This window comes from Aeromonas sp. QDB39 (genome assembly GCF_027707585.1).
In the GTDB taxonomy this organism is placed as follows: Bacteria; Pseudomonadota; Gammaproteobacteria; order Enterobacterales; family Aeromonadaceae; genus Aeromonas; species Aeromonas hydrophila.
On record NZ_JAPCIV010000016.1, the window covers coordinates 58,151 to 83,544 of the forward strand.

Consider the following 25,394-nt stretch of genomic DNA (forward strand, 5'->3'; position numbering starts at 1 on the left):
GGAGCAGGGGGAAACCCGCCTGCGCCCCGTCACTGCCGCACCATCAGCCGCGGATATGGTCGATAAAGGCGTCGATCTGTTCGCGGCCGCAGGCCGGGTTCATGAAGACCGCCTTCTCCCCGGCGATGTAGGAGTACTTGCCGCGAGCGTCATAGTCGGAGTGAGCGATGGCCTCCACCCAGTTGGTGTAGAGCCCCACCTTGCCGCGCCCGGTAAACAGGCTGCGGTGGTAGTCGGTGTTGCGCTGCAAGCGCGCCTTGTAGGCCGCATCCGGGCTGCGCGCCAGCTCGAAGGCGAACTCGGCGTCGGGGTCCTGCACCCACTCGGGGTTGTAGATCTTGAAGCCCACGCTCGGCCCCTGGTTCTCTTGGGCCACCAGCTTGACGTTGCCGAGCTGGCTTAACCGGAAACGGAAGTAGTTGGCGTTTTGCAGGCAGTGGGCCAGCACGGTGCGATAGCCCTCCACCCCCAGGTAGTTGAGCGCCGCATAGGCACCGAACAGGCCGCTCGCCCCGCGGGAGCACTCGATGGTGGACTGCAGGTGGGTCTGGCCCTGAATGTCCCGCTCAAAATAGGAGAAGTTCTCCGGGTCGTTCTCCATCGCCTTGAGGTCATCCTGCTCCTTGATCATCACCAGGCTGGAGGTATAGGGCACATAGCCCCACTTCTGGAAGTCGACGGTGAAGGAGTCGGCGTATTTGAGCTCGGCAAAGCGGCTCACGTTGCGCTCGATCCCCGCCAGGGTGGCGCTGTTGATGGCCAGCGGGTTGGCGGCAAAGTCGTAGTCCAGGAAGAAGATCATCGACCAGCCGATGGCGGCATCCACGTGGATGTGCGGCTTGACCGCCACCTCGAACCGCTCGCAGAGCCGATCCCGCAGCTCGACCACGGGTTTCACCTGGTCCACCCCGAAGGTATCGGTAGTACCCATGGTGAGCATGATGGTGGGCACCACGTGCTTGAGAGCGAAGCAGGCGGTCAGGGTACGTTCCAGGTGGTCGAGATCGATGTCGTTGTTCTCGCCGACCTGGATGCGGATGGTCTTGTTCTCGATGTCGACCCCGAGCAGGGAGAGGTTGGTGATGTTGGAGTAGTGGCCGCCCTGGGAGTTGATGATGCGGTAATCCTGATAGTGGCCGAGCCCCTTGTGCTTGGCCTCCGGCAGGCTCTTGCGGATGCCGAGCAGGTAGCCATAGAGGTTACAGAAGGTCCCCCCCTGGGTGAAGATGCCGGTGGCGCGGGCCGGATCGTAACCCGCCAGCAGCGCTATCTGGCGCACCACCTTCTTCTCCAGCTCCTCGGCCACCCCGGCATACTCGGAGTAGACCAGATTGGGGTTGGCGAGGATCCCCATCTGGGCGCCGTAGATGGCGGGATCCGCCGACATGGTGATGACGTTCTCGACGCTGGAGGGGTTCTCCCAGTCTTTGGACAGGGCGCCGGCAAACAGCAGCTCGGCCATGGGCTCGCCCGGGGTGCGCATGGTGGCCGGCACCGGCATGGTCTCGCACAAGTCGGCGAGGCGGGCGCGGCCATCAGGCCAGGCATTGAGCCGCGCCGCCGGGGCCAGACCGCGGGCGCGAAACTCGTTGAGGGTGGCAAAACCGGGTTCACGGAAGACCGGCCAGAGATCGGGGTTGCGCGAGAAGAAGTTGGCTTTGACTGTGGCAAAACGACGTTCGAATTCGGGGTGGATGGCGTTGACGCCTTCATCTTTCAAATAGACCAAGTCACTCATTTTTATACCATTAGTACAGCAAATGTGCAGTCCTTATACCCCCGGGTCGCCGTTTGAAACAGCGACAATATCTAATGGCCTCCCCTACTTTTTGTCATGCATGAGGGCGGACGGCGGCTGGCAAAAAGGCGCCTTTCGGGCGCCTCTTTTGATTTTGTGATCCACCCGCCCCATCGGCGAGAAAAGCGTCAGCGCAGCGCCGCCAGCAACCAGCGAGAGAGCTCCTCCAGCTCGGTCTCCCGGGCCGCAAACTCGCTGCGCCACTGGCGCAGCAGGTCGTCGAGGGCATCGGCGCGGTAGGCCGTGCCGGGCAGCCGCGCGGCCAGCGCATCGAGCGGTGCCGGATCCAGGCTGTCGCTGAAGATCTGCGCCCGCCCGATCACCCCTTTCTCCACGTCAAAATGCAGCTCCACCCCGCCCCAGCCGAAGCGCTCGTCCAGCTGATGGCTAAAGGCGGGGGCATGGCCGAAGTTCCACTCCCAGCTGTGCTGGCGGGCGAAGGTGTCGGCAAAGCCGGGCAGATCGGGCATCTGCTCGGGAGAGATATGCTCGGGCTGCACCCGTTCGCCGTAGTGGCTGAAGAAGGCCTCCTGCAGCGCCTCGCTCACCTGTTGGTGATCGATGCCCGGCAGCAGCTCGCAGAGGTTGGCCACCCGGCTGCGCACCGAGCTGATGCCCTTGGCCGCCAGCTTCTTGGGGTCGGGATTGAGGTAGTTGGCGAGCCGGCCGAGGTCGGCGTCCAGCAGCAGGGTGCCGTGGTGAAAGCCGCGATCATGGGTCTCCCGATAGGCCGAGCCCGACACCTTGCGCTCCCCGTCCTGAGTCGCCACCAGCAGATCGTTGCGCCCGGAGGCGAAAGCCTCGACCCCGAGCCGCGTGAGCGCGTCCAGCACGATGGCGGTGGAGATGCTCTTGTCATACTCCGGCTTGCCCGCCATGAAGGTGAAGCAGCTGTTGCCAAGGTCGTGAAACACGGCGCCGCCGCCGCTGCTGCGCCTGGCCAGGGTAACCCCGTCCTCCTCCATGCGGCGGGTGTTGCACTCCTTCCAGGGATTCTGGGCCCGGCCGATCACCACGGTATTGGCGTTGCGCCACAGGAACAGCACCCGCTGGTTCGGATCCATCTGGCGGAAGATGCACTCCTCCACCGCCAGGTTGAACAGGGGGTCGTGAGAGTCGGACAGCAACAAACTCAATCGGGACATGAGAAGGCCTCATCGGGATGGAAGAGTCGCTATCATAACACCGGGGTCGACAGGATCCGGCCCCCCTTCTGCCTGTTTCGGCTCGTTACTGACTGATAACGCAACAAATGAAAGATCGACACAATCTGACAGCAACATAAATGTATCCGTTGATACGGCGACACAGGCTGACGCATTGCGCTGAAAATTAAGTAATCACTCACTGATATTGAGGTAAACGGCTGGCAAATACGATTAAAATGCGACCGTTTTTATTGGTCATATGGCTCCGTAATTATTCGCATAATTGCCAAAAATACCGAGCAGGAAAGCCAAATGTGATGAGTGACACAGAAATCTTTTTTTCTGTCACACATCCCCCATTCCAGCGCCCTTTCGCCCCCTTGCGGGCAACAAGGAATTGTTTGACTCTAGGACTGACCCCCGTCTCCCGAGAGGAATGAGTATGAGTGTCGTAAATTCCTCCCTTCATCGCCTGCTCCGGTATCTGCCCATGCTTGGTTCAGCGATGTTTTGCACCCTTTTCTCCCTGCCATCCAAGGCGGTGGACAAGATAGTGGTGCAACTGCCCTGGCAACATCAGTTCCAGTTTGCCGGTTATTACGCGGCCCAGGCCAGAGGCTTCTATCGAGATGCCGGGCTGGATGTCACCTTGCGACCCGCCGTCACCGGCACCAATGTGGTCAACGAGGTGATGTCGGGCAATGCCCAGTACGGGGTCAGCGGCAGCGATCTGCTGCTGGCGCGCGCCAGTGGCCAGCCGGTCGTGGTGCTGGCTTCCATGCTGCAGCATTCCCCGCTGGTGCTGCTCACCCTGGAGCGGCCCGACATTCGCCAACCGGCGGATCTGGCAGGCAAACGGCTGATGCTGGAGCCCGGCTCCCAGGAGCTGCAGATCTACCTCAATCGCCATGCCCCGCCGGGCAGCTGGAGCAAGCTGCCCTATGAACAGGGGCTGAAGGCGCTGCTCGCCGGCCAGGTGGACGCCATCAGTGCCTACAGCACCACCGAGCCCTTCTATCTGGCCCGGATGGGGATCCCCTATCGGGTGTTCTCCCCCCGCAGCATCGACTTCGATTTCTACGGTGACAACCTGTTCACCTCGGAGCGCGAGCTGAACAACCGGCCGGAGCGGGTCTACGCCTTTCAGCAGGCGAGCCTCAAGGGGTGGCGCTATGCCATGGAAAACCCGGCCGAGATGATCAACTGGATCATGGAACAGTACCCAAGCGGTTATGGCCGCGAGCAGCTGGAGTTCGAAGCCAGTGCCACCCGGGAGCTGATGCAGCCAGATCTGGTCGAGCCCGGCTACATGCAGCCGGAGCGCTGGCAGCAGATCGCCAGAAGTTACCTCGAAGCTGGCCTGCTCTCGGCCCTGCCAGACCTCGAGCACTTCCTCTACAACCCGGATCGGGAGCGGATCCGCCAGCAGCGCCAGCTGCTCGACAAGAGCGTGGCGGTGGCCATGCTGGTGACCTTCTCCCTGCTGACCCTGCTCGGCATCTTCTGCTACCTCTACCTGCGCCTGCGCCAGGAGGCGCGCGACCGCCAGCGGCTCACCCGCGAGCTGGCCCAGAGCGAGCAGCACTACCGCTTCGTGGCGGAGAACAGCGCTGACGTCATCTGGACCATGGACACCGCCACCCTGCGCTTTCGCTACGTCAGCCCTGCCATTCTGCCGCTCAGCGGTTACGAGGCGATCGACGTGCTGACCCTCCCCATCAGGCAGCTTATTCCGGAAACATCCAGAAAACAGCTGCGCGCCGAGCTGAGCGGTTCCCTCGCCGCCTGGCAACGCGGCGACCACGAGCAGACCCGCTGCGTCATTCGTACCCAGCTGCGTCACAAAGAGGGACATCTGGTGGCCACCGAAACGGTCACCACCCTGCACGGCAACGAGCAGGGGGAGCCGGAGGCGATTCTGGGGGTGACCCGCGACATCACCGAGCGGGCCGCCCGCGAGGAGATGATGCGCCGGCTCGCCTTCTATTATCCCCTCACCAACCTGCCCAACCGCCGGCTGCTGCAGCAACGGTTGAAGGAGGCCATGGAGAGCGAAGCGCAGCTGGCTCTGCTGTTCATCGATCTCGACCACTTCAAGCCGATCAACGACACCTTCGGCCACGAGACCGGCGACGTGCTGCTCAACATGGTGGCGGAACGGATGCGCCACTGCGTGCGGGAGCGGGATCTGGTGGCACGGCTGGGAGGGGACGAATTCGTGATCCTGCTGCCCGACACCGGGGACGAGGCGCTGGCGGTGGCCGACCATCTGCACCAGAGCCTGCGCCATCCGTTTCGCATCGACGAGGAGCAGGAGCTGCGCATCTCCAGCAGCATAGGGGTGGCCCTCTATCCGGAGCACGGTACCGACCCCAAGACCCTGATGCACCACGCCGATCAGGCCATGTACCAGGCCAAGGGCAGAGGGCGGGGCCGGGTCTGTCTGTTCACCGCCGGGCTCGATCCGGAGCAGGGCTCGCTGGTGTGGCAGAGCAGCCACGAATGCGGCCATCCCCGCATCGATGCCGAGCATCGTCAGCTGTTCGTGCTGACCAACCGGCTGCTGGAACACATGAAGGATCACCAGGAGCACCCGGCCCTGTTCCTGGAGTGCATGGAGAGCCTGTTCGACGTGGCCCGCCACCACTTCGCCTTTGAAGAGCAGATGCTGGCCGAACTCGGCTACCCGGAGCTGGCCAGCCACCAGCAAGACCACCAGCTGTTGCTGCAAAAAGCCAGCCAGCTGATGACCGCCGCCAGGGCGGGCACCTTGGGCAACGACGAGTTGCTCAACTTCATCATTCAGGAGCTGGTTGTCGGCCACATGAGCCAGGCCGATCGGCGCTACTTCCCGCTGATGAAAGGACGCTGACCCAGCGCCCCAGCCACCTGAACGAGTGAAACGAGAAGGGCCACCGAGGTGGCCCTTCTGTCATTGTGTGCCCGGCTGGTCTGCCGCGATCGCGACCCCAGGGCGCGACATCAGGCTGTAGTAGAGCAGCGGGATCACCACCAGGGTGAGCAGGGTGGAGACCAGGATCCCGAAAATCAGGCTGATGGCCAGCCCGTTGAAGATGGGATCATCGAGGATGAACAGGGCCCCGATCATGGCCGCCAGCGCGGTCAGCAGGATGGGTTTGGCCCGCACCTGTGCCGCTTCGATCACCGCCTGTTCGAACACCACGCCGCTCGCCCGCTGCTGCTCAATAAAGTCCACCAGCAGGATGCTGTTGCGTACGATGATCCCGGCGAGCGCGATCATCCCGATCATCGAGGTGGCGGTAAACTGGGCCCCCAGCAGGGCGTGGCCCGGCATCACCCCGATGAGGGTGAGCGGAATGGACGCCATGATGATGAGCGGCACCAGATAGGAGCGGAACTGGGCCACCACCAGCAGGTAGATGAGGATCATCCCCACCCCGTAGGCTAGCCCCATGTCGCGGAAGGTCTCATAGGTGATTTTCCACTCCCCGTCCCACAACAGCGCCACCTCTCCCAGCTTGTCGGGCTGCTGTACGTAATACTGGGGCAGCTCGATATCGGCGCCAGCGCTAAACATGCCGTAGAGCGGGCTGTCGGTATGGCCGCCCATGTCGGCCACCACCATCACCATGGGCTGCATGTTCTTGTGCATGATATAGCCGGGGGCCAGCTCGTCACGGCGGCTCACCAGCTCGGACACCCGGATGAGCTGGCCGCTCTGGCTGCGCACCTTGAGGGCCAGCACGCCCGCCAGATCCCGCTTGTCGCCGGGGGCCAGTTCGATGCGCACTGGCACCGGATACTTGGCGCCGTGCCCCTGCAGCCAGCTGGCATCCTGATAGCCCACCCCGCCATTGAGGGTGTTCACCAGCTCCCCGAGATCGACCCCGAAGCGGGCCGCCTTGCTGCGGTCCACCACCAGCCGCCACTTGGGTTGTGGGTCGGTCAGATAGATATCCACATCCACCAGATCCTCGGTGGCCACAAAGCGGGCCTGTACGGCGCGAGCGGCTGCCTCACGGGCGGCCTGAGTCGGGCCATACACTTCCGCAACGATGGGTGACCAGACCGGCGGGCCGGGCGGCACCTCCACCACTTTCAGGTTGCCCCCTGCCGCACTGGCGATGGCCTGCAGCGGCGCCCACACCGACTGGGCAATCTGGTGGCTGCTGCGATGGCGCTCATGCTTGTCCACCAGATTGACCTGAATATCCCCCACATTGGCGCCGCTGCGAATGAAGTAGTGACGCACCAGCCCGTTGAAGTTGATGGGGGCCGCGGTGCCGGCGTAGATCTGGTAATCCTTCACCTCGGGCACCTTGGCAAGCTCCCGCCCGACCGCCAGCAGGGTGCGCTCGGTCTGCTCCAGGGTCGCCCCCTCCGGCATGTCGAGCACCAGCTGGAATTCCGACTTGTTGTCGAAGGGGAGCATCTTGAGCACTACCCACTGCACCATGGGCATGGCGGCGGCGCCCGCGACCAGCAGCAGGATGGCCAGCCAGAGCTTGTGTCTCGCTCTCCTGGCGCCAGCGCCCATCAGGAAAGGGGTCATCAGCCGCTGAAAGAGGCCGGCCTTGGCCTCACCGTGGGCAACATGTCCCTCCTTCTTGAGCAGGTGGCTCGCCAGCCAGGGGGAAAAGATAAAGGCCACCAGCAGGGAGATCAGCATCCCCATGCTGGCATTGATGGGGATGGGGCTCATGTAGGGGCCCATCAGGCCGCTGACAAAGGCCATCGGCAGCAGGGCCGCGATCACCGTCAGGGTCGCCAGTATGGTCGGCCCGCCTACCTCGTCCACCGCTCCCGGAATAAGATCATTGAGGGCTCCCTTGCCCAGTCCGCGATGGCGGTGGATGTTCTCCACCACCACGATGGCGTCATCCACCAGAATGCCGATGGAGAAGATCAGCGCAAACAACGACACCCGGTTGAGGGTAAAACCCCACGCCCAGCTGGCAAACAGGGTCAGCGCCAGGGTGATGACGATGGCAACGCCCACTACCAGCGCCTCGCGCCAGCCCATGCTCACCAGCACCAGCAGCAGCACCGCCGTGGTGGCAAAAATCAGCTTGCCGATCAGGGTGTTGGATTTGGTCTCGGCGGTAACGCCGTAGTCACGGGTCACCGTCACCTCGACCCCAGCAGGAATGAGTCGATTCTTGAGGCTCTCGACCCGCGCCTCAACCCGCTTGGCCACCTCGACCGCGTTCTGGCCGGGCTGCTTGCCGATGGCCAGGGTCACCGCCGGATAACTGGCTTGCCCCTGCCCCATCCAGCTGCGCTGCACCGGGGTCTCCTCCCCAAGCGACACGCTCGCCACATCACCGAGATAGACCGGCTTGTCCCCCTGCAGCCCCACCACCAGCTCGCGGGCTTCTTGTTCACTTTGCAGGAACTGCCCCACCTGCACCTTGATCTCCCGGTTGTCCTGCACCACGGCCTGCTCGCTACCCACCTGATTGGCGGCGGCAAGCCGCTGGCTCAGCTCGCCCCAGCTGATGCCGTGGGCGCTGAGGGCCGCCGGATCCGGCATCACCCGCAGCACGGCACGCTGGCTGCCCAGGCTATAGATGTCGCGGGTACCGGGCAGTCGCTTGAACTCGGTCTCCAGCTCGTGGGCAACCCGGGTCAGCTCGGCGGCGCCCAGTTGCTTTTGCCACTCCTTGCTCCAGAGCGTCAGACTGACGATGGGGACATCGTCGATCCCCCGGGGTTTTACCAGTGGCTGGCCGACCCCGATCCCCTGTGGCAGCCAATCGCGGTTGGAGTCGAGCTGGTTGTTGAGATCGACGATGGCCTGTTCGCGGCTCACCCCTACCTTGAACACCACCACCAGCAGGGCGCCATCGGGGCGAGAGAACGAGTAGAGGGTATCGACCCCCTTGATCTGGGAGACCACCTGCTCGGCAGGGGTGGTGACGAGAGACTCCACCTCTGCCGGCGTGGCGCCCGGGAAGGGGATATAGACATCGGCGAAGGTGACATCGATCTGCGGCTCCTCCTCCTTGGGGGTCACCAGCACCGCAAACAGACCGAGCAGCAGCCCCACCAGCGCCAGCAGCGGGGTGATGGCCGAGCCCTGAAACAGCGCCGCCAGCCGACCGGCAGGCCCCATCCTCTCCTTGTTGCCGTTCAGCTCGCTACTCATGGGCCACCGCCTGCTGGCGAGCCCAGCCATCCGCCGCTACCTGATCGCCACTCTGGACACCCGCCAGAATGTCGCACTGCGCCCCCTGACAGTGACCCACCCGCACCGGCGTCAGCGCCCAGCCATCCCCCTGTTTGAGGTAGAGACCGCTGAACTCACCCTGCCTGAGCAGGGCCTGCTCCGGCACCTGCAACTGCTGACGCTCACCCTGCTTGAGCTGCACCTTGAGCCACATGCCGGGCAGCACACCCGCGGTTTGCGGTGGCAGGTCGAGGCGCAGCCTGAAGGCATGGCTCTGGCTGTCGGCATAGTTGAAGCGGGTCAGTTTGAGGGGGGTAACGGTGTTGCCATCCGGCAGCAGCACCTGCACATCCGCTGGCTGACTGGCGAGTGCGAGCGCAGATTGGGGCAGATCTACCTCCACCCGCAGCGCATCAAGGGAAAAGCCGGAGAGCAGCGGCGTGCCGGGTGCCACCGTCTCCCCCAACTCCACCAGCCGCTTGGTCACCACCCCGGCGTAGGGGGCCAGAATGCGGGTATAGCCGTAGGCCTCGCGGGCCTGAGTGAGGGCTGCGTCGGCAGCGTTTACCTCGGCGCGAGCGGCGCGATCGGTCGCCTGGGCATTGTCGAGCTGGGCGCGGGTGATCACCCCTTTGGCGATCAGCGCCTGAAAGCGGGCAAGCTGGCGCTCTGCCTCCACCTGCTGGGCCTGTGCCCGCGCCAGTCGCGCCTGGGCACCCGTGACGGCGGCAAACTGCTCCTTGCCGCTGATCTCCAGCAGGGGCTGCCCGGCGACGACTTCATCGTTCACATCCACCAGCATGCGGGAGACCCGGCCGCTGGTCTGGGCCGCCACCGTCCCCTGATGGATGGCACTGACGGTGCCATCCAGGGTAAGCCAGTCGGTCACCTGACGGGGAACCAGGGTCAGGGTCGCATCACCAGTCGCCTCGGCAGACCATGTCATCGGAGAGACAAGAGCGGAGGTCATGGCCAGCATGGTGGCCCCCAGCACGCGGATCTGTTCCATGATATTCCTCCTTCCCCGACAGCAGGGGCAATCCGTTCAGGCCGAGCGGGGGTGGCAGCGCTTCTCCCGCACCTTCACCCAAACCCGATCAACAAGCAAAATCCCGGCCACCATGGCAGCGACAAACAACAGTACCATGGGCTGGCCGCTGGAAATGAGACTCAAGCCTGGCCCCGGGCAGATCCCCGCCAGCCCCCAGCCAATGCCGAACAGGGCCGAACCCCCGATGAGGCGGCGGTCCAGTTTGGGGGCCGGTACGCTGGCCATGGGTTCCCCCAGCAGGCTGCGCTTGAGCGGTTTGACCAGCAGGAAGTAACCCGGCATGAACGCCAGCAGTGCCCCGCCCATGACGAACGCCAGACTGGGATCCCAGTGACCCGCCAGGTCGAGAAACCCGATGACCCGGGCCGGATCTATCATGCCGGAGATGGCAAGACCCAGACCAAACAGCAGACCCGCGAGCAAACTTGTCAACAATGCCATGATGATCAACCTGTTATAAAACGTGGTGGGTGAGAAAGACGGTGATGAAGCCGGCCGCCATAAAGGTGAGAGTGGCGACGATGGAGCGCAGGGAGAGACGCCCCATGCCGCAGATGCCGTGGCCGCTGGTGCAACCATTGCCAAGGCGGGTGCCGATGCCGACCAGCAGCCCGGCCAGCAGCACCAGCGGCCAGCCGGGCAGCGTGCTGAATGCCGGCATGCTGGCCCAACCCAGGCTCAGCGCCAGCCAGGCCCCCGCCCCCAATCCCAGCAAGAAGAGCAGCCGCCAGGGCGCCCTGTGTTGCAGCGCACCGGCCAGAATGCCGCTGATCCCGGCCACCCGGCCGTTGAACAACATCAGGATCAGGGCCGCGAGCCCCACCAGCATGCCGCCGCCCAGAGAGAGCAACCATTGGCTTTCCATCATCGAGATTCCTTATTTTCTGAGTGACAAAAATGGGTTTGCAGCGCCGCCAGCACATCGACGGCCGCCTCGCTCACCAGCGAGTAGTAGATCTGCTGGGAGACCTTGCGCGAGCGGATAAGGCCCTGGCGCTTCAATACCGACAGTTGCTGGGAGAAGGCGGATTGGCCGAGCTGGCTGTGGGCCAGCAACTCCCCGACCCCCTTCTCCCCCTCCACCAGCTGGCAGAGCACCAGCAGCCGCTCGGGATGAGCCAGCGCCTTGAGCAGGGAGGCGGCGGCTGTCGCGTGTCTGTTCATTTCGTTGAATTGGCTCATGGGAGTAAATTAGCAATTGTTGATATTTAGTTCTATTGTATAAAGCGACACTAAATTAGCAATGTCTAAATTAAATAGGGAGAAGGTCATGACGGTAGATAACGGAGTCAGAGTCGTCGCGGGCTGCATGTTGCTGCTCTCGCTGCTGCTCACCGCCTGGGTACACCCTGGCTTTGTCTGGCTGAGCGTCTTTGTCGGGGTCAATCTGATCCAGAGCGCCTTCACCGGTTTCTGTCCGGCCGCGATGCTCCTCAAGCGGCTGGGGCTGAAATAGCGTGACGGGTAACGAGGGGGAGAGCAGAAGGTGGAACGAGGGCGGTGAGGGTGCTCACCGCGCTTTCATCGTCCTGGCGGTAGCCAGCCGACCCCGATTATTGACAAACTTGTATCTAAATGTTGCTGAAAGGGTGATGAGGCTTTACCTCACCGCTCTGGATGAGTACCATCAGGCCGTCAATCAACAGCGGAGACCATCAGTGGGCAACTCATCAAGTGACAGTTGTAGACCGACCCTCGTCGTCGGTACCCGGGTCGCGAGCTAGCCGCAGGTCTTCCTCTGCCGCATGCTCGCAGCCCTGCGAGAAGCGGAAATCCACTCCCCTCTTCTCTTTTTTACACTTGACGTCAGGTGACCTGGCTTTGCCATGACACCTTGCCTGCATAGTTTCTGCTTCCCACAAGGAGGCTGCTATGCGTTTTATTTCAACTTTGTCCGTATCCAACCGGGCTCACCCCCTGCTGAGCAGACTGGGCCGCGGCTTGCTGCCGCTCTGGTTGCGCGGCAAACGGCGCCAGCACCACTACCGGCTGCAGATCCGTTGCGAGGATCGGGCCGACATGGAGCAGGTGCTGGATCTGGTGAACCACACCCTGCAGCCGGCGGGCCTGCAACCCCTGCAGTCCCTGCGACCCGGCCGCAGCGGCGGGCGGGAGCTGGTGCTCAACCTGCACTGCACCCCGCCCCAGCGTCGCTATCTGGTGCAGTTCGTGCATCAGGTGGGGGTACATCACCCGGTTCGCTGGGAGCTGCATCCCCGCCGCGACCCCGAACTCGTGCTCAATTGATCGTGCACGACTGATATCCGGGGCCAGCCATGCTGGCCCCTTTCAATCCGTTTCACCGCCCTGCCCGCCATCCTGGATGGACGGGCCGGGCGCCTCGTGCGTGTTTTTCGTCAATTCATGGCCTGCACGCACGGGGCCGTTGGCGGGGGGACCGTCCCCTCGCCCGCCTTCAGAAAGGCCATCGGCAACAGAAGGAGTACGCCATGAGAATGTGGCAGCAATTCGACATGATCTCTCTGCTCGACACCCTGGCCAGCCTGCTGCTGGCCTTCGTGCTGGGCAGCCTGGTGGGGCTGGAGCGCCAGTATCGCCAGCGCACCGCGGGCCTGCGCACCAACGTGCTGGTGGCGGTGGGCGCGGCCCTGTTCGTCAACCTGGCCCAGCGCATCTATGACCTGCACGGCGGTACCTATGGGGTGGTGCACGTGGTGGCCTACATCGTCTCCGGTATCGGCTTTCTCGGCGCCGGCGTCATAATGCGCGAGTCCGGCAACATCCGCGGCATCAACACCGCGGCCACCCTGTGGGGCGTGGCGGCGGTTGGCGCCGCCAGCGGGGCCGGACTGGCCATGGAGGCGATCCTCGGCGCCTTGTTCGTGCTGGCCGCCAACACCCTGCTGCGCCCGCTGGTCAACCAGATCAACCGCCGTCCGGTGGACAACACCGACACCGAGGTGACCTACCGGGTCACCGCCCTCACCCAGCGCGAGTACCAGAAGGAGGTGCTGCACTGGCTGGAAGAGATGCTGGAGCAGGCCAACTATCCCTTGAGCGAACTCGACATCGAGCCCTTCGGCGAGCGGGATCTGGAAATTTCGGCGGTGCTGCTGGCCACCTCCATCGATGGCGACGAGCTCGACGCCCTGATGGTGAAGCTCGGCATCCACCCCCACATCAAGCAGGTGTTCTGGCGCGCCAGTACCACCGACTGACACCAGACTCTGCCATTGAAAAAGCAAAAGCCCCGCCATTGCCGGCGGGGCTTTTGCTTTTCAGCATGCGGGGAGATCAGGCGACCCGGGCAGCCCGCTGACTGCGCCAGCGAATACGCGGATTGATCACCTGAGCTGTCTGGGGCGGCGGGTTGCCCGCAATAAGCTTTTGCATCAGTTCGAAGGTCGCCCGAGCCAGGGCCGGGCAATCTTGGGCCACCGAGTCGATGTGCATGGGGATGCAGTCGAGCAGGTCGTGATCGTCGAAGGTGCACAGCCGCATGCCCGTCTCCATCAGCCCCGCCTCGTTGAGGTAGCGCAGCACCCCCTCCAGCAGGGTGAAGGAGGCAGTGAAGAGCCCCTTGGGCGGCGCACCGAGCTCGGCCACCAGCTCGGCCATCAACTGATAGCCCGAGCTTGGCTGGTAGTCGCGGTGGCGCACCCGGGTCGGGTCCGCCTCCAGCCCGGCGCGGTGCAGCCCCAGCTGATAGCCCGCCAGCCGGTGGCGGCTGGGGGAGAGATCCAGCAGGCCGCCGAAGTAGTAGATCTCCTCGCCGCACTGGCCGGCCATCTCCTGCACCAGCTCGGCGGTGGCCTTGCAGGCATCGGAGATCACCATGGGCAGACGCGACTCGCCGATGTGACGGTCGAGCTGCACCACCGGCAGGCGGTCGTGAATGCGGGCATAGATATCGTCGCTATGGCCGCTGGAGGCGACAATCAACCCGTCCACCTGGCGGCTGATGAGGTTGTCCACCACCCGCTGCTCCAGGGTGGGGTCATCCTCGGAGCAGGCGATGAGCAGCTGGATCCCGGTCTCCCGGCAGTGCGCCTCGAGGGCGCGGGCGATACTGGCAAAGCCGAAGTTGGTAAGGTCGGGGATCACCAGCCCCCAGGTGTAACTGCGGGTCTCGCGCAGAGCGCGGGCATGAAAGCTCGGCTGGTAGTGGCACTCGTCCGCCACCGCCTGGATCCGCTTGCGGGTGTCGTCGGCGATGCGGTACTCCGCACTCTTGCCGTTGAGCACCAGACTGGCGGTCGCCTTGGACACCCCCACCAACTCGGCTATCTGAGCAATTGTGATCCGTTTCTTCTTCTCCACCTGGCCTCCCGGCAAACTGACACCGGGCTATTGTACTAGGCAGGCCGCCAGCGGCCAGTGATCGAGGCAAATTTTGCCGCCCGCGACCGGTTTGCCCGGCGCAAGCTGCGGCCCCGGTCCCGGGAAGTAGCGCGCCGACAGGGTATGGCGGCCGCCATCGACGAAACACTCGAGGCTGGATCGATCGCACAAGACGGTGATGCTGCCGCCCTGCCAGGGGCAGCATCGCTCCTCCCACTCTCCGCTCTGCCAGTTCAGGCGGCGCAGCACCAGGCGCCCCGGCCGCCAGCACAGCTCGGCCACGGCGCCAAACCAGAGGCTCCCCTCGCCGCACAGCGCCAGATCGAGCCAGGCCGAATCGATGGCCAGCCCCGGAAACTCACCGAGCTCCCCCTCAAAGCGGGTCTGCTCCCCCTTCAGTGCCGCCAGCTCAGCCACCGGCCGCTGGCTGAGCCAGTCGCCTTGCCAGAACAGCTCCCGCGGGCAGCTCATCTGGTGCAGCCAGCCATAGGGAATGGTGGGCTGACTCATCTCGTTCTCTTCGGGCAGTCCCAGCCAGCCGAACAGCAAGCGCCGCCCCTGGTTGTCCTGAGTGGTCTGCGGCGCATAGAACTCGAAGCCCCGGTCCAACTCGTGGAAAGCCCCGTGGGCGAAGCGCTCGCCGTCGAAGTCACCCGCCAGCCAGCCGCACTGGTAGAGGTTGCGATAATCCTCTCCCCGGGGGGCAATCCCCTGCGGACAGCTGATCAGCACATGACGATCTGCCAGGGGGAAGAGGTCCGGACACTCCCACATGTAACCAAACTCATCGAGCCCTCCGCGCCCACTGCCGGCGATGGGGCCCACCAGCGTCCAGGCATCCAGCGCGTCGCCGCGATAGAGCAGCACTTCGCCCTTGTCATCCAGGGTGCGGGCCCCCAGCACCATCAGCCACTGCCGGCCGTCGTGCCACACCTTGGGGTCGCGCACATGGCCGCTGTAGCCTTCAGGCAATTCCAGCACATGCCCCAGCTTGGCAAAGCCCCCCTCATCGTCGGCACGGGCCAGACACTGATAGGCGGTACGGCTGCCGTCCGGGTATTTGACGTTGCCGGTGTAGATGAGGGTCAGGCGCCCCTGCTCATCGCTCACCGCCGAGCCCGAGTAGCAGCCGTGGCTCTCATAGGTCTCGGTGGGCAGCAGCGCCACTGGTTCGTGCTGCCAGTGCAGCAGATCGGTGGAGGTGACATGACCCCAGCTTTTGTTGCGGTGCTCGCAACCGAGCGGGTTCCACTGATAGAAGAGGTGGTAGCGCCCGCCGTGCTCGATAAAGCCGTTGGGATCGTTGAGCAGCCCCACCGGGGCTGCCAGGTGCCAGCGCGGCCGATGGGGATCGGCCGCCGCCTTGAGCTGTCCGGCCAGCAACGACCGGACAATCTGGTTGAGAAGATCGCTTTCCTTCATCACTCCACCTTGTACTTGAGCAGGTAGGAGGCGGCGAAGGCGGCGCCAAAGGCGATCACCAGCCCGACGATGTAGTGGATGAGGCTCATGGGCTGGACAATGGCCATGCCGGGAATACCGGTCAGCCCCACCGCCGTCATGCCCACCTTGGCCGCCACCGCGTAGGCGCCGCCGCAAGCCCCGCCAAACAGGCCGGCCAGGAAGGGTTTGATGTAGCGCAGGTTGACCCCGAAGATCGCCGCTTCGGTGATGCCGAGCAGGCAGGACATGGCCGCCGGCACCGTGATGGCCTTGATCTTCACATCCCGAGTCTTGAAGTAGACCGCGAGGCAAGCCCCGCCCTGGGCCACGTTGGCCATGGCCCAGATGGGCAGCAGGAAGTTGACGCCGATCTGCGGATTGGCCAGCAGCCCTGCCTCGATGGCGTGGAAGCTGTGGTGGATGCCGGTGATGACGATAAGCGAGTAAGTGCCGCCGAACACCAGCCCCGCCAGCCAGCCGGCCTGCTCATAGAGGGCGCTCAGGCCGAACGAGATGCCATCCCCCAGCACCCGCCCGGCGGGGCCGATGAAGAGCAGCGCCACGAAGCCGGTGATGATGACGGTCAAAAACGGGGTGAGGATGAGATCGAGTGCATCGGGGATGCGCTTGCGCAGCTGCTTCTCCAGGTGCGACATGAACCAGACCGCCAACAGCACTGGGAAGACGGTTCCCTGGTAGCCGATCATGGCCACGTCCAGCCCGAAGAAGTCCATGGTCTTGAAGCCACCGGCCACCCCCCAGGCGTTGGTCAGCGCCGGGTGGGTAAGAATGCCGCCGAGGGTCGCACCCAGATAGGGATTGCCGCCAAACTCCCGCGCCGCCGTAAAGCCGATGAGGATCGGCAAAATGATGAAGGCTGCCGAGCTGAACATGTCGAGCATGACGAACAGGGCACTGTCGGCGTTGACCCAGCCATAGGTGCGCACCATGCCGAGCAGCCCCATCAGCAGGCCCGAGGCGACGATGGCCGGAATGATCGGCACGAAGATATTGGAGAGGGTCCGCGCCAGCCGCTGGGCCACATTGAGCTTGGCCGTCGCCATGTCGGTCAGCTCCGCCTTGCTGGCGGTGCCGGTCCCGGTCAGCGCCACGAACTCCGCATAGACCTTGTTGACCAGGCCGGTGCCGAAGATCACCTGGATCTGGCCCGCGTTGCTGAAGCACCCCTTGACCCCCTCCAGCTTGTCGATGGCGGCCTTGTTCACCTTGCTGTCGTCCGCCAGCACCAGCCGCAGCCGGGTGGCGCAGTGGGCGGCGCTGACGATGTTCTCCCTGCCCCCGAGCAGGGGCACCAGATCCTTGGCTATCGCACTGATATTCATATTCTTCCTCTTATGACCCGCCGCGCTGGCGGGCCCTTGTCACATGAGAGTAGGGGCTGTCGAGCCGGGCTTCTAGCCGCAGCTCAACAGCCGTCTGCGCCTGATCGCAAAAATTCATCCAGTTCGGAGCAGGTCGGCAGCGCCGTCATCGCCCCCTTGGCGGTGGTGGCAAGCGCCCCGCAGCCGTGGGCCTGCGCCAGGATAGCGGGCAGCTCGGCCAGCGTCGGCAGCGACGAACGCCCAGCCAAGGCCGCCAGCAGACCAGCGACGAAGGCGTCTCCCGCCCCCGTGGTGTCGAGCGGGGTCACTTTCGGCCCTACCCACTCCAGCTGCTCGCCACCCAGACGGGCCACCACGCCAGCCGCCCCCCGGGTCACCAGCACCAGCGCCGGCCCCGCCATGGTGGCGAGCCCCGCCGCCAGATCATCCAGACCGCTCAGCAGTTGCAGCTCCTCCACCGACAGCTTGACCACGTCCGCCCGCGCGATGGCTTCGCGCACCAGCGGCAGCATCTCGGCCGGGTTGCCCCACACCTCGGGCCTCAGGTTGGGGTCGAAGCAGACCCGCCCCCCGGCCGCCTTGATGGCCGCCATGGCCTGCAGGCAACTGGTGCGCACCGGTTCGTTGGCGAGCGCGATGGAGCAGGTCAGCAGCCACTGACCGGCGTCGAAGCGGGGCAACTCATTCGGGGTGAGGAACTGGTCGGCGCTGGGACGCACCATGAAGGTGAAGCTGCGCTCCCCCTCTTCATCCAGTGCCACCAGCACGGTAGAGGTGCGATGGTCAGGATCGAGCCGCAGCGCAGCGATATCCACCCCCTCCCCGCTCAGGGTGTCGGCCATAAAGCGGCCAAACGGATCACCGCCGACCCGGCCGATAAAGGCCGCATCGCCACCAAGCCGAGCCACACCGACCGCCACATTGGCAGGCGCACCACCCGGACACTGGAGGTAGTGCCTCTCCCCTTCCGGGATCAAGTCCACCACCGCATCCCCCATTACCCACACACGATTCGTCACCTTGCTACTCCACTGCTGCATCGGATCGACTGCCAAACCCGGACTCTGTTCTGTTAGCTGGCATTATCAGCTAAACCGTTTTAGCTAACCAACAGATCCCGGCACCAGCTGCCATTTTTGTGATCGGGATAACGAACTAGAACCAGGTTTCCATCTGCACGCCAAAGTTCCACTCACCGCCGGCGGTGAAGTTGCTCTGGCCCATGGCATCGTTACTGGCGTAGTGGTCGAGCTCGGAAGACCAGTCCATCCAGGTGGCGAATACCCGCAGCTCGGGCCGCTCGAAGAAACCGGCGGTCTGCGCCTTGAAGGTGGGGGCGAAGGTGAGCTTGGTGAAGTCGCCGCTCACCGCCTGGCGACCCTTGTAGCCCTTGGGATCCAGGTCCATGTACTGCCAGGTGGCCTCGTAGACCAGCTCGACGTTCTGGCTCAGCACCTGGGCCAGCCGGCCATTGAGGGTCACCCAGCGGTATTCGTCCCCCTTCACGTAGCGATCCTTGCTCTGCTCGGCCAGCAGGGCCGGGGCGATACGCCAGCGCGGGGCAAGATCGGTGGCACCAAACACGGCGACCCGCACCGCATCGGCGTCCGGCAGCAGCTCGCTGTCGGAGCCCAGCCCCTTGAGTTCGGCACCCAGGCCATGACCATACAGCACGGCCGCCTTGGAGAAGCCGGGGTTGATGCCAAAGAAGCTGTCGGCGTGGTAGGCCAGCAGGGTGTGCGCCCCCTTGTTCGCCGCTTCACTGCCGGCGCCGCCATCGTTGATGCGGGTCTCGTTGTCCTTGGCAGAGAGGCCGTTCACCATCCACTGCCAGTTGCCAACGCGGTTGTTCATGGTGAGGATGTAGCTCTCGATGTCGGAGAGGCCGCTGGCGCTGATGTCGCCGTAGTCGCGCCCATAGAGAGAGAAGTTGGCCTTCCAGCTGTCGGCCAGCTGCACGTCGTAGACACCGCCGCCGGTACCGGCCAGGAACACCACGTCCGAGTCGAGCCAGTGGATGTCGAAGTTGTCCCGGTCAAAGCGCTTGCCCGCCCACAGCACCGCATTCTTGAAGGGGCCGTCGAAGCTCGCCAGATTGCCGATCTCGGCAAAGACCTGACGGGTGTTGAGGCTCGAATCGCTGGCGGTCCAGTCGTTGCTGGTCTCCACCCCGTCTGCCAGCATCAGCTTGTAGCGGGCCCAGCTGCCATCGGCGAAGGTCTGGGTCTTCAGCAGATTGGCCTCCATGTAGGTGTCATCCTCGTTGCCAAGGCGACCCACGGCGCCGCCCACCGAGCCGGCCGGGGTGATGTAGGGGCCGCCGCGGCCCCCGTTGCCATTGCCGTTGACCAAGAGGCCCGAGCGGGCATAGCCGTGGAACTCGAAGCCCTGGGCCCCGGCGGTCTGCTTGTCCACCTTCTCGCTCTGGGCCTTGGCCACCACGGCCGTTTCGCGGGCTTCGTTTGCCTTGCTCTGGGCCTCATCGGCCCGCGCTTCGGCGGCGGTGGCGCGCGCCTCGGCTGCCTGCACCCGCGCCTCCAGCGCCGCCAGACGGGCCTCGATACCGCCCTCCGCCGCCCACAGCGGGCTGCTCATCCCCAATCCCAGCGCTACCGCCAGCGCCAACTTGTTCTTGCACATCGTCATCGTCCTCACCTGTCATCTGTTGCCCGGTCGGGCCTGTTGTTATCGACGACGAGAGCATAGCTAAACCAGTTTAGCTAACTCAATACGTCAGCTAAACCGTTTCAGCTACAGTGTGAGCGGGATAACATTCGTACAGCAGGAATTGGCGGAAGTTGTGAGGAAGATCCCTCATCGGGATCCACTCAATAAGCGGGGATCTTGCTAAAACAGAGGCAAAAAAAGAGCCGGCACAGGGCCGGCTCTTTATATCTGGGTCGCGAAAATCAGCTGGTCAGATCGTCGAAGAAGCGTTTCACCCCTTCGAAGAAGCCTTCCGATTTCGGCTTGTGGGTCTTGGCGGCGGCGCCGCTGAAGGACTCGTCCAGCTGGCGCAGCAGCTCTTTCTGGGACTCGGTCAGCTTGACCGGGGTCTCCACCACCACCTTGCACATCAGATCCCCCACCTGGCCGGAGCGCACGGACTTCACGCCCTTGCCCCGCATGCGGAACATCTTGCCGGTCTGGGTTTCCGGGGTGACCTTGAGCTTGACCCGGCCATCCAGGGTCGGCACTTCGATCTCGCCACCCAGTGCTGCCGCGGTAAAGCTGATGGGCACTTCGCAGTAGAGGTTGTTGCCGTCACGCACGAAGATCTCGTGCTCCTTGACGTGCACCTGTACGTACAGATCGCCCGCTGGTGCGCCGGCTTCCCCCGCTTCCCCTTCGCCGGAGAGACGGATGCGATCGCCGGTGTCGACACCAGCCGGGATCTTGACCGACAGAGTCTTGGTCTTCTGGTAGCGACCCTCGCCATGGCACTTGCGGCACGGATCCTTGATGATCTTGCCGCGACCGTGGCAGTGCGGGCACGCCTGCTGCACCGCGAAGAAGCCCTGACGCATCTGCACCTGGCCGGAGCCGTGGCAGGTAGGGCAGGTCTGGGCCGAGCTGCCGGTGTGGGCACCGGAGCCGTTACAGACTTCACAGTGGACCAGGGTCGGCACCTTGATCTCCTTGGAGACCCCGCGTACCGCCTCTTCCAGCGTCAGCTCCATGGTGTAGCGCAGGTCGGAGCCACGGGCCGGGCCACGACGGCCGCCGCCACGGCTGCCACCAAAAATATCGCCAAACACGTCGCCGAAGATGTCGCCGAAATCGGCGCCGCCGCCAAAGCCGCCGTGGCCACCGCCACCCTGGCTCTGATCCACGCCGGCGTGACCGTACTGGTCATAGCGGGCACGCAGATTGGCATCGGTCAGGATCTCGTAAGCTTCCTTGACCTCTTTGAACTTCTCTTCGGCCCCGGCATCGCCCTGATTGCGGTCAGGGTGATACTTCATGGCCAGACGCTTGTACGCCTTCTTGATCTCGCGTTCGTCGGCATCCTTGGATACCCCGAGCACTTCGTAGAAATCGCGCTTCGACATACTTATCCTGTTGCTATATCAGCAGTTACGCAGACGGGCGTTGGTCACCCAACGCCCGTAAATTCATTGACTAAGCCGATGGGCGAAGCCTGCTTCGCCCATCTGGGTCGGGCTTACTTCTTGTCGTCTTTCACTTCTTCGAACTCGGCGTCGACCACGTCGTCGTCAGCCTTGGCGGAAGAAGAGGACTGACCGGCATCAGCACCGGCGGCACCTTGCGCCTGAGCCTGCTGCTGGGCAATTTCCATCAGCTTCTGGGACGCTTCCAGCAGAGCCTGCTGTTTGGCTTCGATGGCAGCCTTGTCGTCACCCTTGATGGCGCTTTCCAGCTCGCTCAGCGCAGCTTCGATCTTGGTCTTGTCGTCGGCAGGCAGGGCTTCACCGGCTTCGGTGATCTGCTTGCGGACAGAGTGGACCAGACCATCAGCCTGGTTGCGGGTCTGTACCAGCTCTTCGAACTTCTTGTCCTCGGCCGCGTTGGCTTCGGCTTCGCGTACCATGCGTTCGATCTCGTCATCAGACAGACCAGAGGAGGCCTGGATGGTGATCTTCTGCTCCTTGTTGGTCTCCTTGTCTTTGGCGGAGACGTGCAGGATACCGTTGGCGTCGATGTCGAAGGTCACTTCGATCTGCGGCAGACCGCGCGGTGCCGGACGGATGCCTTCCAGGTTGAACTGGCCCAGAGACTTGTTGTCGCTGGCGCGCTTGCGCTCACCCTGCAGCACGTGAATGGTCACGGCAGACTGGTTGTCTTCGGCAGTGGAGAACACCTGGGACTTCTTGGTCGGAATGGTGGTGTTCTTCTCGATCAACGCAGTCATCACGCTACCCATGGTTTCGATACCCAGGGAGAGCGGGGTCACGTCCAGCAGCAGTACGTCGGTCTTGTCACCGGACAGTACGGCACCCTGGATGGCAGCACCCATGGCCACGGCTTCGTCCGGGTTGACGTCTTTGCGCGGCTCTTTGCCGAAGAAGTCGGCAACGGCCTTCTGCACCATCGGCATGCGGGTCTGACCGCCTACCAGGATGACGTCGTCGATCTCGCCAACGGCCAGACCGGAGTCTTTCAGAGCGACACGGACCGGCTCCAGGGAGTCTTTCACCATGTCTTCCACCAGGGATTCCAGCTTGGCGCGGGTCACCTTGATGTTCATGTGCTTCGGACCGGTGGCATCTGCAGTGATGTACGGCAGGTTGACGTCGGTCTGCTGGGCGGAAGAGAGCTCGATCTTGGCTTTCTCGGCTGCGTCTTTCAGACGTTGCAGGGCCAGCTGATCCTTGCGCAGGTCGATGCCCTGCTCACGCTTGAACTCTTCAACCAGGTAGTTGATGACGCGGTTGTCGAAGTCTTCACCACCCAGGTGGGTGTTACCGTTGGTCGCCAGTACTTCGAAGGTGGTCTCGCCTTCGACTTCGTCGATCTCGATGATGGAGATGTCGAAAGTACCGCCACCCAGGTCATAGACGGCAACCTTGCGCTCGCCCTTGACCTTGTTCACGCCGTAGGCGAAAGCCGCTGCAGTCGGTTCGTTGATGATGCGTTTTACATCCAGACCGGCGATGCGACCGGCATCCTTGGTAGCCTGACGCTGGGCGTCGTTGAAGTAGGCCGGCACTGTGATGACGGCTTCGGTCACCGGCTCGCCCAGATAATCTTCGGCGGTCTTCTTCATTTTCTTCAGCACTTCGGCAGAGATCTGCGGCGGTGCCATTTTCTTGCCTTTGACTTCTACCCAGGCGTCACCGTTGTCAGCCTTGGCGATGGTGTACGGCATGATCTCCAGATCGCGCTGTACTTCGTCATCTTCGAAACGACGGCCGATCAGACGCTTGATGGCGAACAGCGTGTTCTTCGGGTTGGTGATGGCTTGGCGCTTGGCCGGCTGACCAACCAGGATTTCGCCGTCATCGGCATAGGCAATGATGGACGGAGTAGTACGGTCGCCTTCCGCGTTCTCGATCACGCGAGCATGGTCGCCATCCAGAATAGCGACGCAGGAGTTGGTAGTACCCAGGTCAATACCGATGATTTTACCCATTTGACGAATCTCCAAATACTTTGAATAAACTGGCGAGGGGCTCGCCTTAATGCGTTAACGGCTAGGTGGGGGCTGCCAATCTGGCTTTCAAGCTCCCGGCATCAAATTTTTTGTGCCGCCGTGGCCTTGCATCCTATATGGGGTCGCAAGCCGCCGCTTCAAGCCCCGCCCTGAAAAAACCTGCCTTCATTCATTGCCATTGGCAGGATGAAGACCGGCCATCTGTGCCCCCGGCAACCACGCGGCCGGGGCACTTGCCAATAAAAAGCCCGCCGAGCGGCGGGCTCAGCACAGCGATGGGGCTCAGGCCGGGGCCTTGGAAACCATCACCATGGCCGGACGAATGACGCGGCCGTTGAGCTCGTAACCCTTCTGCATCACCGCAATGACGGTGTTGGGGGCAAGCTCGGCGTTTTCGATCATGCTCATCGCCTGATGGGCATTGGGGTCGAACGGCTGATTGAGCGGGTCCAGCGGATTGAGGCCGAACTTGCCGACCGAGCTCTGCATGGACTTCAGGGTCAGCTCGACCCCTTCAATCATCGGCTTGAGCGCCTCGTTTTCCTTGTCGGCCAGCTCGATGGCACGCTCCAGGTTGTCCAGTACCGGCAGCAGCTCGGCGGCGAACTTCTCCAGCGCGAACTTGTGGGCCTTCTCCACGTCCTGGGCCGCACGGCGACGCAGGTTTTCCATCTCGGCGACGGCACGAATGGCACGCTCGCGCTCCTCGAGGGAGGCTTGCTGGGCGGCATCCAGTTGTGCCTCAAGCTCGGCAATGCGGGCCTGCTCGGCTGTCACTTCACTGTCTACATCGGTCGGCTCGACTGGCTGGGCTTCCACTTGCTCCATCGCTTCAACCTTTTGTTCTTCGTGGTTCATGACATCTCCAATTCCGGGGTTACTTATTGAGGGCCCGACCACCCGGTTGAGCGACCGGACGGCAATGGGCCGACTATGTTGGCGCTATTATGGGGATGGATCCCCGGCTTTCAAGGGGAAAAGGGCGCCATTATCGCCAAGAGCGTGCGGTGGCGGACAATTTGGGGCTTTTTCCCGGCATCCGCTGCGGCCGGACCAGCCGGTGGCAGACAAATCCCCCCCAAAGCGCGGTATACTCCCCCCAATACTCATCCCAGACCCGACAGACTATGGATTCTCCGTTCAAAACCATCGCCCTGATTGGCAAACCCCACCACGAAGGGGCCAACCAGACCCTGACCGGCCTGCATCAATACCTGACCACCCGCGGTTTTCGGGTCCTGGTGGAGAGCCGGGTGGCCCATGCCCTCGGCATCATGGACGAGAACGTGATGGACCTGGTGCAGCTGGGCCAGCAGGCGGATCTCGCCATCGTGGTCGGCGGTGACGGCAACATGCTGGGGGCCGCACGGGTACTGTCGCGCTTCGACGTGGCGGTGATCGGGGTGAACCGGGGCAATCTCGGTTTTCTCACCGATCTCTCGCCGCAGGATTACCTGCTGCCGCTGGAGCAGGTGCTGTGCGGCCACTACAAGAGCGAGCACCGCTTCCTGCTGGAGGCGGCGGTCTATCGCCACGGCGAGCGCAAGTCCAACAATCTGGCGGTCAACGAGGCGGTGCTGCACCCGGGCAAGATTGCCCACATGATCGAGTTCGAGGTCTACATCGATGGCAGCTTCATGTACAGCCAGCGCTCGGACGGCATCATAGTGGCCACCCCCACCGGCTCCACCGCCTACTCATTGTCGGCGGGGGGCGCCATCCTCACCCCCAAGCTCAATGCCATCACGCTGGTGCCCATGTTCCCGCACACCCTGAGCAGCCGTCCCATTGTGCTGGACGCCGACAGCGAAGTGCGGCTGCTGGTCTCACCGGACAATCAGGACGACGCCATGCAGGTGAGCTGCGACGGTCAGGTGACCCTGGCGGTCCACCCGGGGGACGAGATCCTCATCAAGAAGAGCAGCCACAAGCTGCATCTGGTGCATCCGCTCGACTACAGCTACTTCCACGTGCTGCGCAACAAGCTCGGCTGGGGCAGCAAGCTGTTCTGACCCACGCTTGACGTTCCTGCACATCCTGTCG

The 25,394-nt window shown here is 63.5% G+C and carries 20 protein-coding genes; 5 read left to right on the forward strand and 15 right to left on the reverse strand.

Annotation, left to right across the window (positions count from 1 at the left end; translation table 11 throughout):
• Positions 1–43: 43 nt before the first annotated feature.
• Complete coding sequence (locus PG899_RS11315) at positions 44–1,738, reverse strand: pyridoxal phosphate-dependent decarboxylase family protein (protein ID WP_011706764.1); 1,695 nt, start codon at positions 1,736–1,738, stop codon at positions 44–46.
• A gap of 188 nt (positions 1,739–1,926) precedes the next feature.
• Positions 1,927–2,943: a lipoate--protein ligase A gene (locus PG899_RS11320; protein WP_077097190.1), complete on the reverse strand. Its 1,017-nt coding sequence runs from the start codon at positions 2,941–2,943 to the stop codon at positions 1,927–1,929.
• 445 nt (positions 2,944–3,388) lie between these two features.
• Here PG899_RS11320 and PG899_RS11325 point away from each other — a divergent pair, with 445 nt between their 5' ends.
• Positions 3,389–5,818: a diguanylate cyclase domain-containing protein gene (locus tag PG899_RS11325; protein WP_077097188.1), complete on the forward strand. Its 2,430-nt coding sequence runs from the start codon at positions 3,389–3,391 to the stop codon at positions 5,816–5,818.
• A gap of 60 nt (positions 5,819–5,878) precedes the next feature.
• Here PG899_RS11325 and PG899_RS11330 read toward each other — a convergent pair whose 3' ends face one another.
• From PG899_RS11330 to PG899_RS11350, 5 genes are read right to left on the reverse strand one after another with little or no spacing between them, the layout of a single operon-like run.
• Complete coding sequence (locus PG899_RS11330; RefSeq protein WP_077097186.1) at positions 5,879–9,076, reverse strand: efflux RND transporter permease subunit; 3,198 nt, start codon at positions 9,074–9,076, stop codon at positions 5,879–5,881.
• On the reverse strand, positions 9,069–10,106 hold the full coding sequence (locus PG899_RS11335) for an efflux RND transporter periplasmic adaptor subunit (RefSeq protein ID WP_077097184.1): 1,038 nt from the start codon (positions 10,104–10,106) through the stop codon (positions 9,069–9,071). Before PG899_RS11335 ends, PG899_RS11330 begins: the two co-directional genes overlap by 8 nt.
• Positions 10,107–10,142: 36 nt before the next feature.
• Positions 10,143–10,589, reverse strand: coding sequence for a YeeE/YedE family protein (locus tag PG899_RS11340; protein WP_045789350.1), 447 nt, complete (start codon positions 10,587–10,589; stop codon positions 10,143–10,145).
• Between the two features lie 13 nt (positions 10,590–10,602).
• The gene (locus PG899_RS11345) at positions 10,603–11,016 is read right to left on the reverse strand and encodes a YeeE/YedE family protein (protein WP_162517969.1); all 414 of its coding nucleotides are present in this window, start codon (positions 11,014–11,016) and stop codon (positions 10,603–10,605) included.
• Complete coding sequence (locus PG899_RS11350) at positions 11,013–11,330, reverse strand: ArsR/SmtB family transcription factor (protein WP_077097182.1); 318 nt, start codon at positions 11,328–11,330, stop codon at positions 11,013–11,015. The genes PG899_RS11345 and PG899_RS11350 overlap by 4 nt, the downstream gene beginning before the upstream one ends.
• Positions 11,331–11,418: 88 nt before the next feature.
• Between PG899_RS11350 and PG899_RS11355 the strand changes: the two genes are divergently transcribed.
• The 3 genes from PG899_RS11355 (at position 11,419) to PG899_RS11365 (ending at position 13,327) form a co-directional block, all read left to right on the forward strand.
• Entirely contained in the window at positions 11,419–11,604 is a 186-nt protein-coding gene (locus tag PG899_RS11355; RefSeq protein ID WP_039213421.1) for a YgaP family membrane protein, read from the forward strand.
• 416 nt (positions 11,605–12,020) lie between these two features.
• Positions 12,021–12,395: a hypothetical protein gene (locus tag PG899_RS11360; protein ID WP_270697373.1), complete on the forward strand. Its 375-nt coding sequence runs from the start codon at positions 12,021–12,023 to the stop codon at positions 12,393–12,395.
• A gap of 203 nt (positions 12,396–12,598) precedes the next feature.
• Complete coding sequence (locus PG899_RS11365) at positions 12,599–13,327, forward strand: MgtC/SapB family protein (RefSeq protein WP_024945078.1); 729 nt, start codon at positions 12,599–12,601, stop codon at positions 13,325–13,327.
• 76 nt (positions 13,328–13,403) lie between these two features.
• Here the strand turns inward: PG899_RS11365 and PG899_RS11370 are convergent, their stop codons facing one another.
• The 8 genes from PG899_RS11370 to grpE all read right to left on the reverse strand — a co-directional run bounded on the left by PG899_RS11370 (position 13,404) and on the right by grpE (position 24,209).
• Complete coding sequence (locus PG899_RS11370) at positions 13,404–14,429, reverse strand: substrate-binding domain-containing protein (RefSeq protein WP_077097177.1); 1,026 nt, start codon at positions 14,427–14,429, stop codon at positions 13,404–13,406.
• A 27-nt stretch (positions 14,430–14,456) separates the two neighbouring features.
• Positions 14,457–15,872, reverse strand: coding sequence for a glycoside hydrolase family 32 protein (locus tag PG899_RS11375; RefSeq protein WP_077097176.1), 1,416 nt, complete (start codon positions 15,870–15,872; stop codon positions 14,457–14,459).
• Positions 15,872–17,236, reverse strand: coding sequence for a sucrose-specific PTS transporter subunit IIBC (locus PG899_RS11380; protein WP_077097174.1), 1,365 nt, complete (start codon positions 17,234–17,236; stop codon positions 15,872–15,874). The genes PG899_RS11375 and PG899_RS11380 overlap by 1 nt, the downstream gene beginning before the upstream one ends.
• Before the next feature lie 83 nt (positions 17,237–17,319).
• The gene (locus PG899_RS11385; protein ID WP_270697379.1) at positions 17,320–18,276 is read right to left on the reverse strand and encodes an aminoimidazole riboside kinase; all 957 of its coding nucleotides are present in this window, start codon (positions 18,274–18,276) and stop codon (positions 17,320–17,322) included.
• A 115-nt stretch (positions 18,277–18,391) separates the two neighbouring features.
• Positions 18,392–19,882, reverse strand: a complete 1,491-nt coding sequence (locus PG899_RS11390; protein WP_077097635.1) for a carbohydrate porin — start codon at positions 19,880–19,882, stop codon at positions 18,392–18,394.
• A gap of 263 nt (positions 19,883–20,145) precedes the next feature.
• Positions 20,146–21,288 (reverse strand): molecular chaperone DnaJ, encoded by a 1,143-nt coding sequence (gene dnaJ, locus PG899_RS11395; RefSeq protein WP_011706780.1) that lies wholly within the window; start codon positions 21,286–21,288, stop codon positions 20,146–20,148.
• Positions 21,289–21,401: 113 nt separating this feature from the next.
• Positions 21,402–23,330: a molecular chaperone DnaK gene (gene dnaK / locus PG899_RS11400; protein WP_077097633.1), complete on the reverse strand. Its 1,929-nt coding sequence runs from the start codon at positions 23,328–23,330 to the stop codon at positions 21,402–21,404.
• A gap of 303 nt (positions 23,331–23,633) precedes the next feature.
• On the reverse strand, positions 23,634–24,209 hold the full coding sequence (grpE, locus tag PG899_RS11405) for a nucleotide exchange factor GrpE (RefSeq protein WP_011706782.1): 576 nt from the start codon (positions 24,207–24,209) through the stop codon (positions 23,634–23,636).
• 269 nt (positions 24,210–24,478) lie between these two features.
• On the opposite strand from grpE, the gene nadK reads away from it, so the two are divergent.
• Positions 24,479–25,363: an NAD(+) kinase gene (gene nadK, locus PG899_RS11410; protein WP_005303013.1), complete on the forward strand. Its 885-nt coding sequence runs from the start codon at positions 24,479–24,481 to the stop codon at positions 25,361–25,363.
• Positions 25,364–25,394 lie beyond the last annotated feature (31 nt).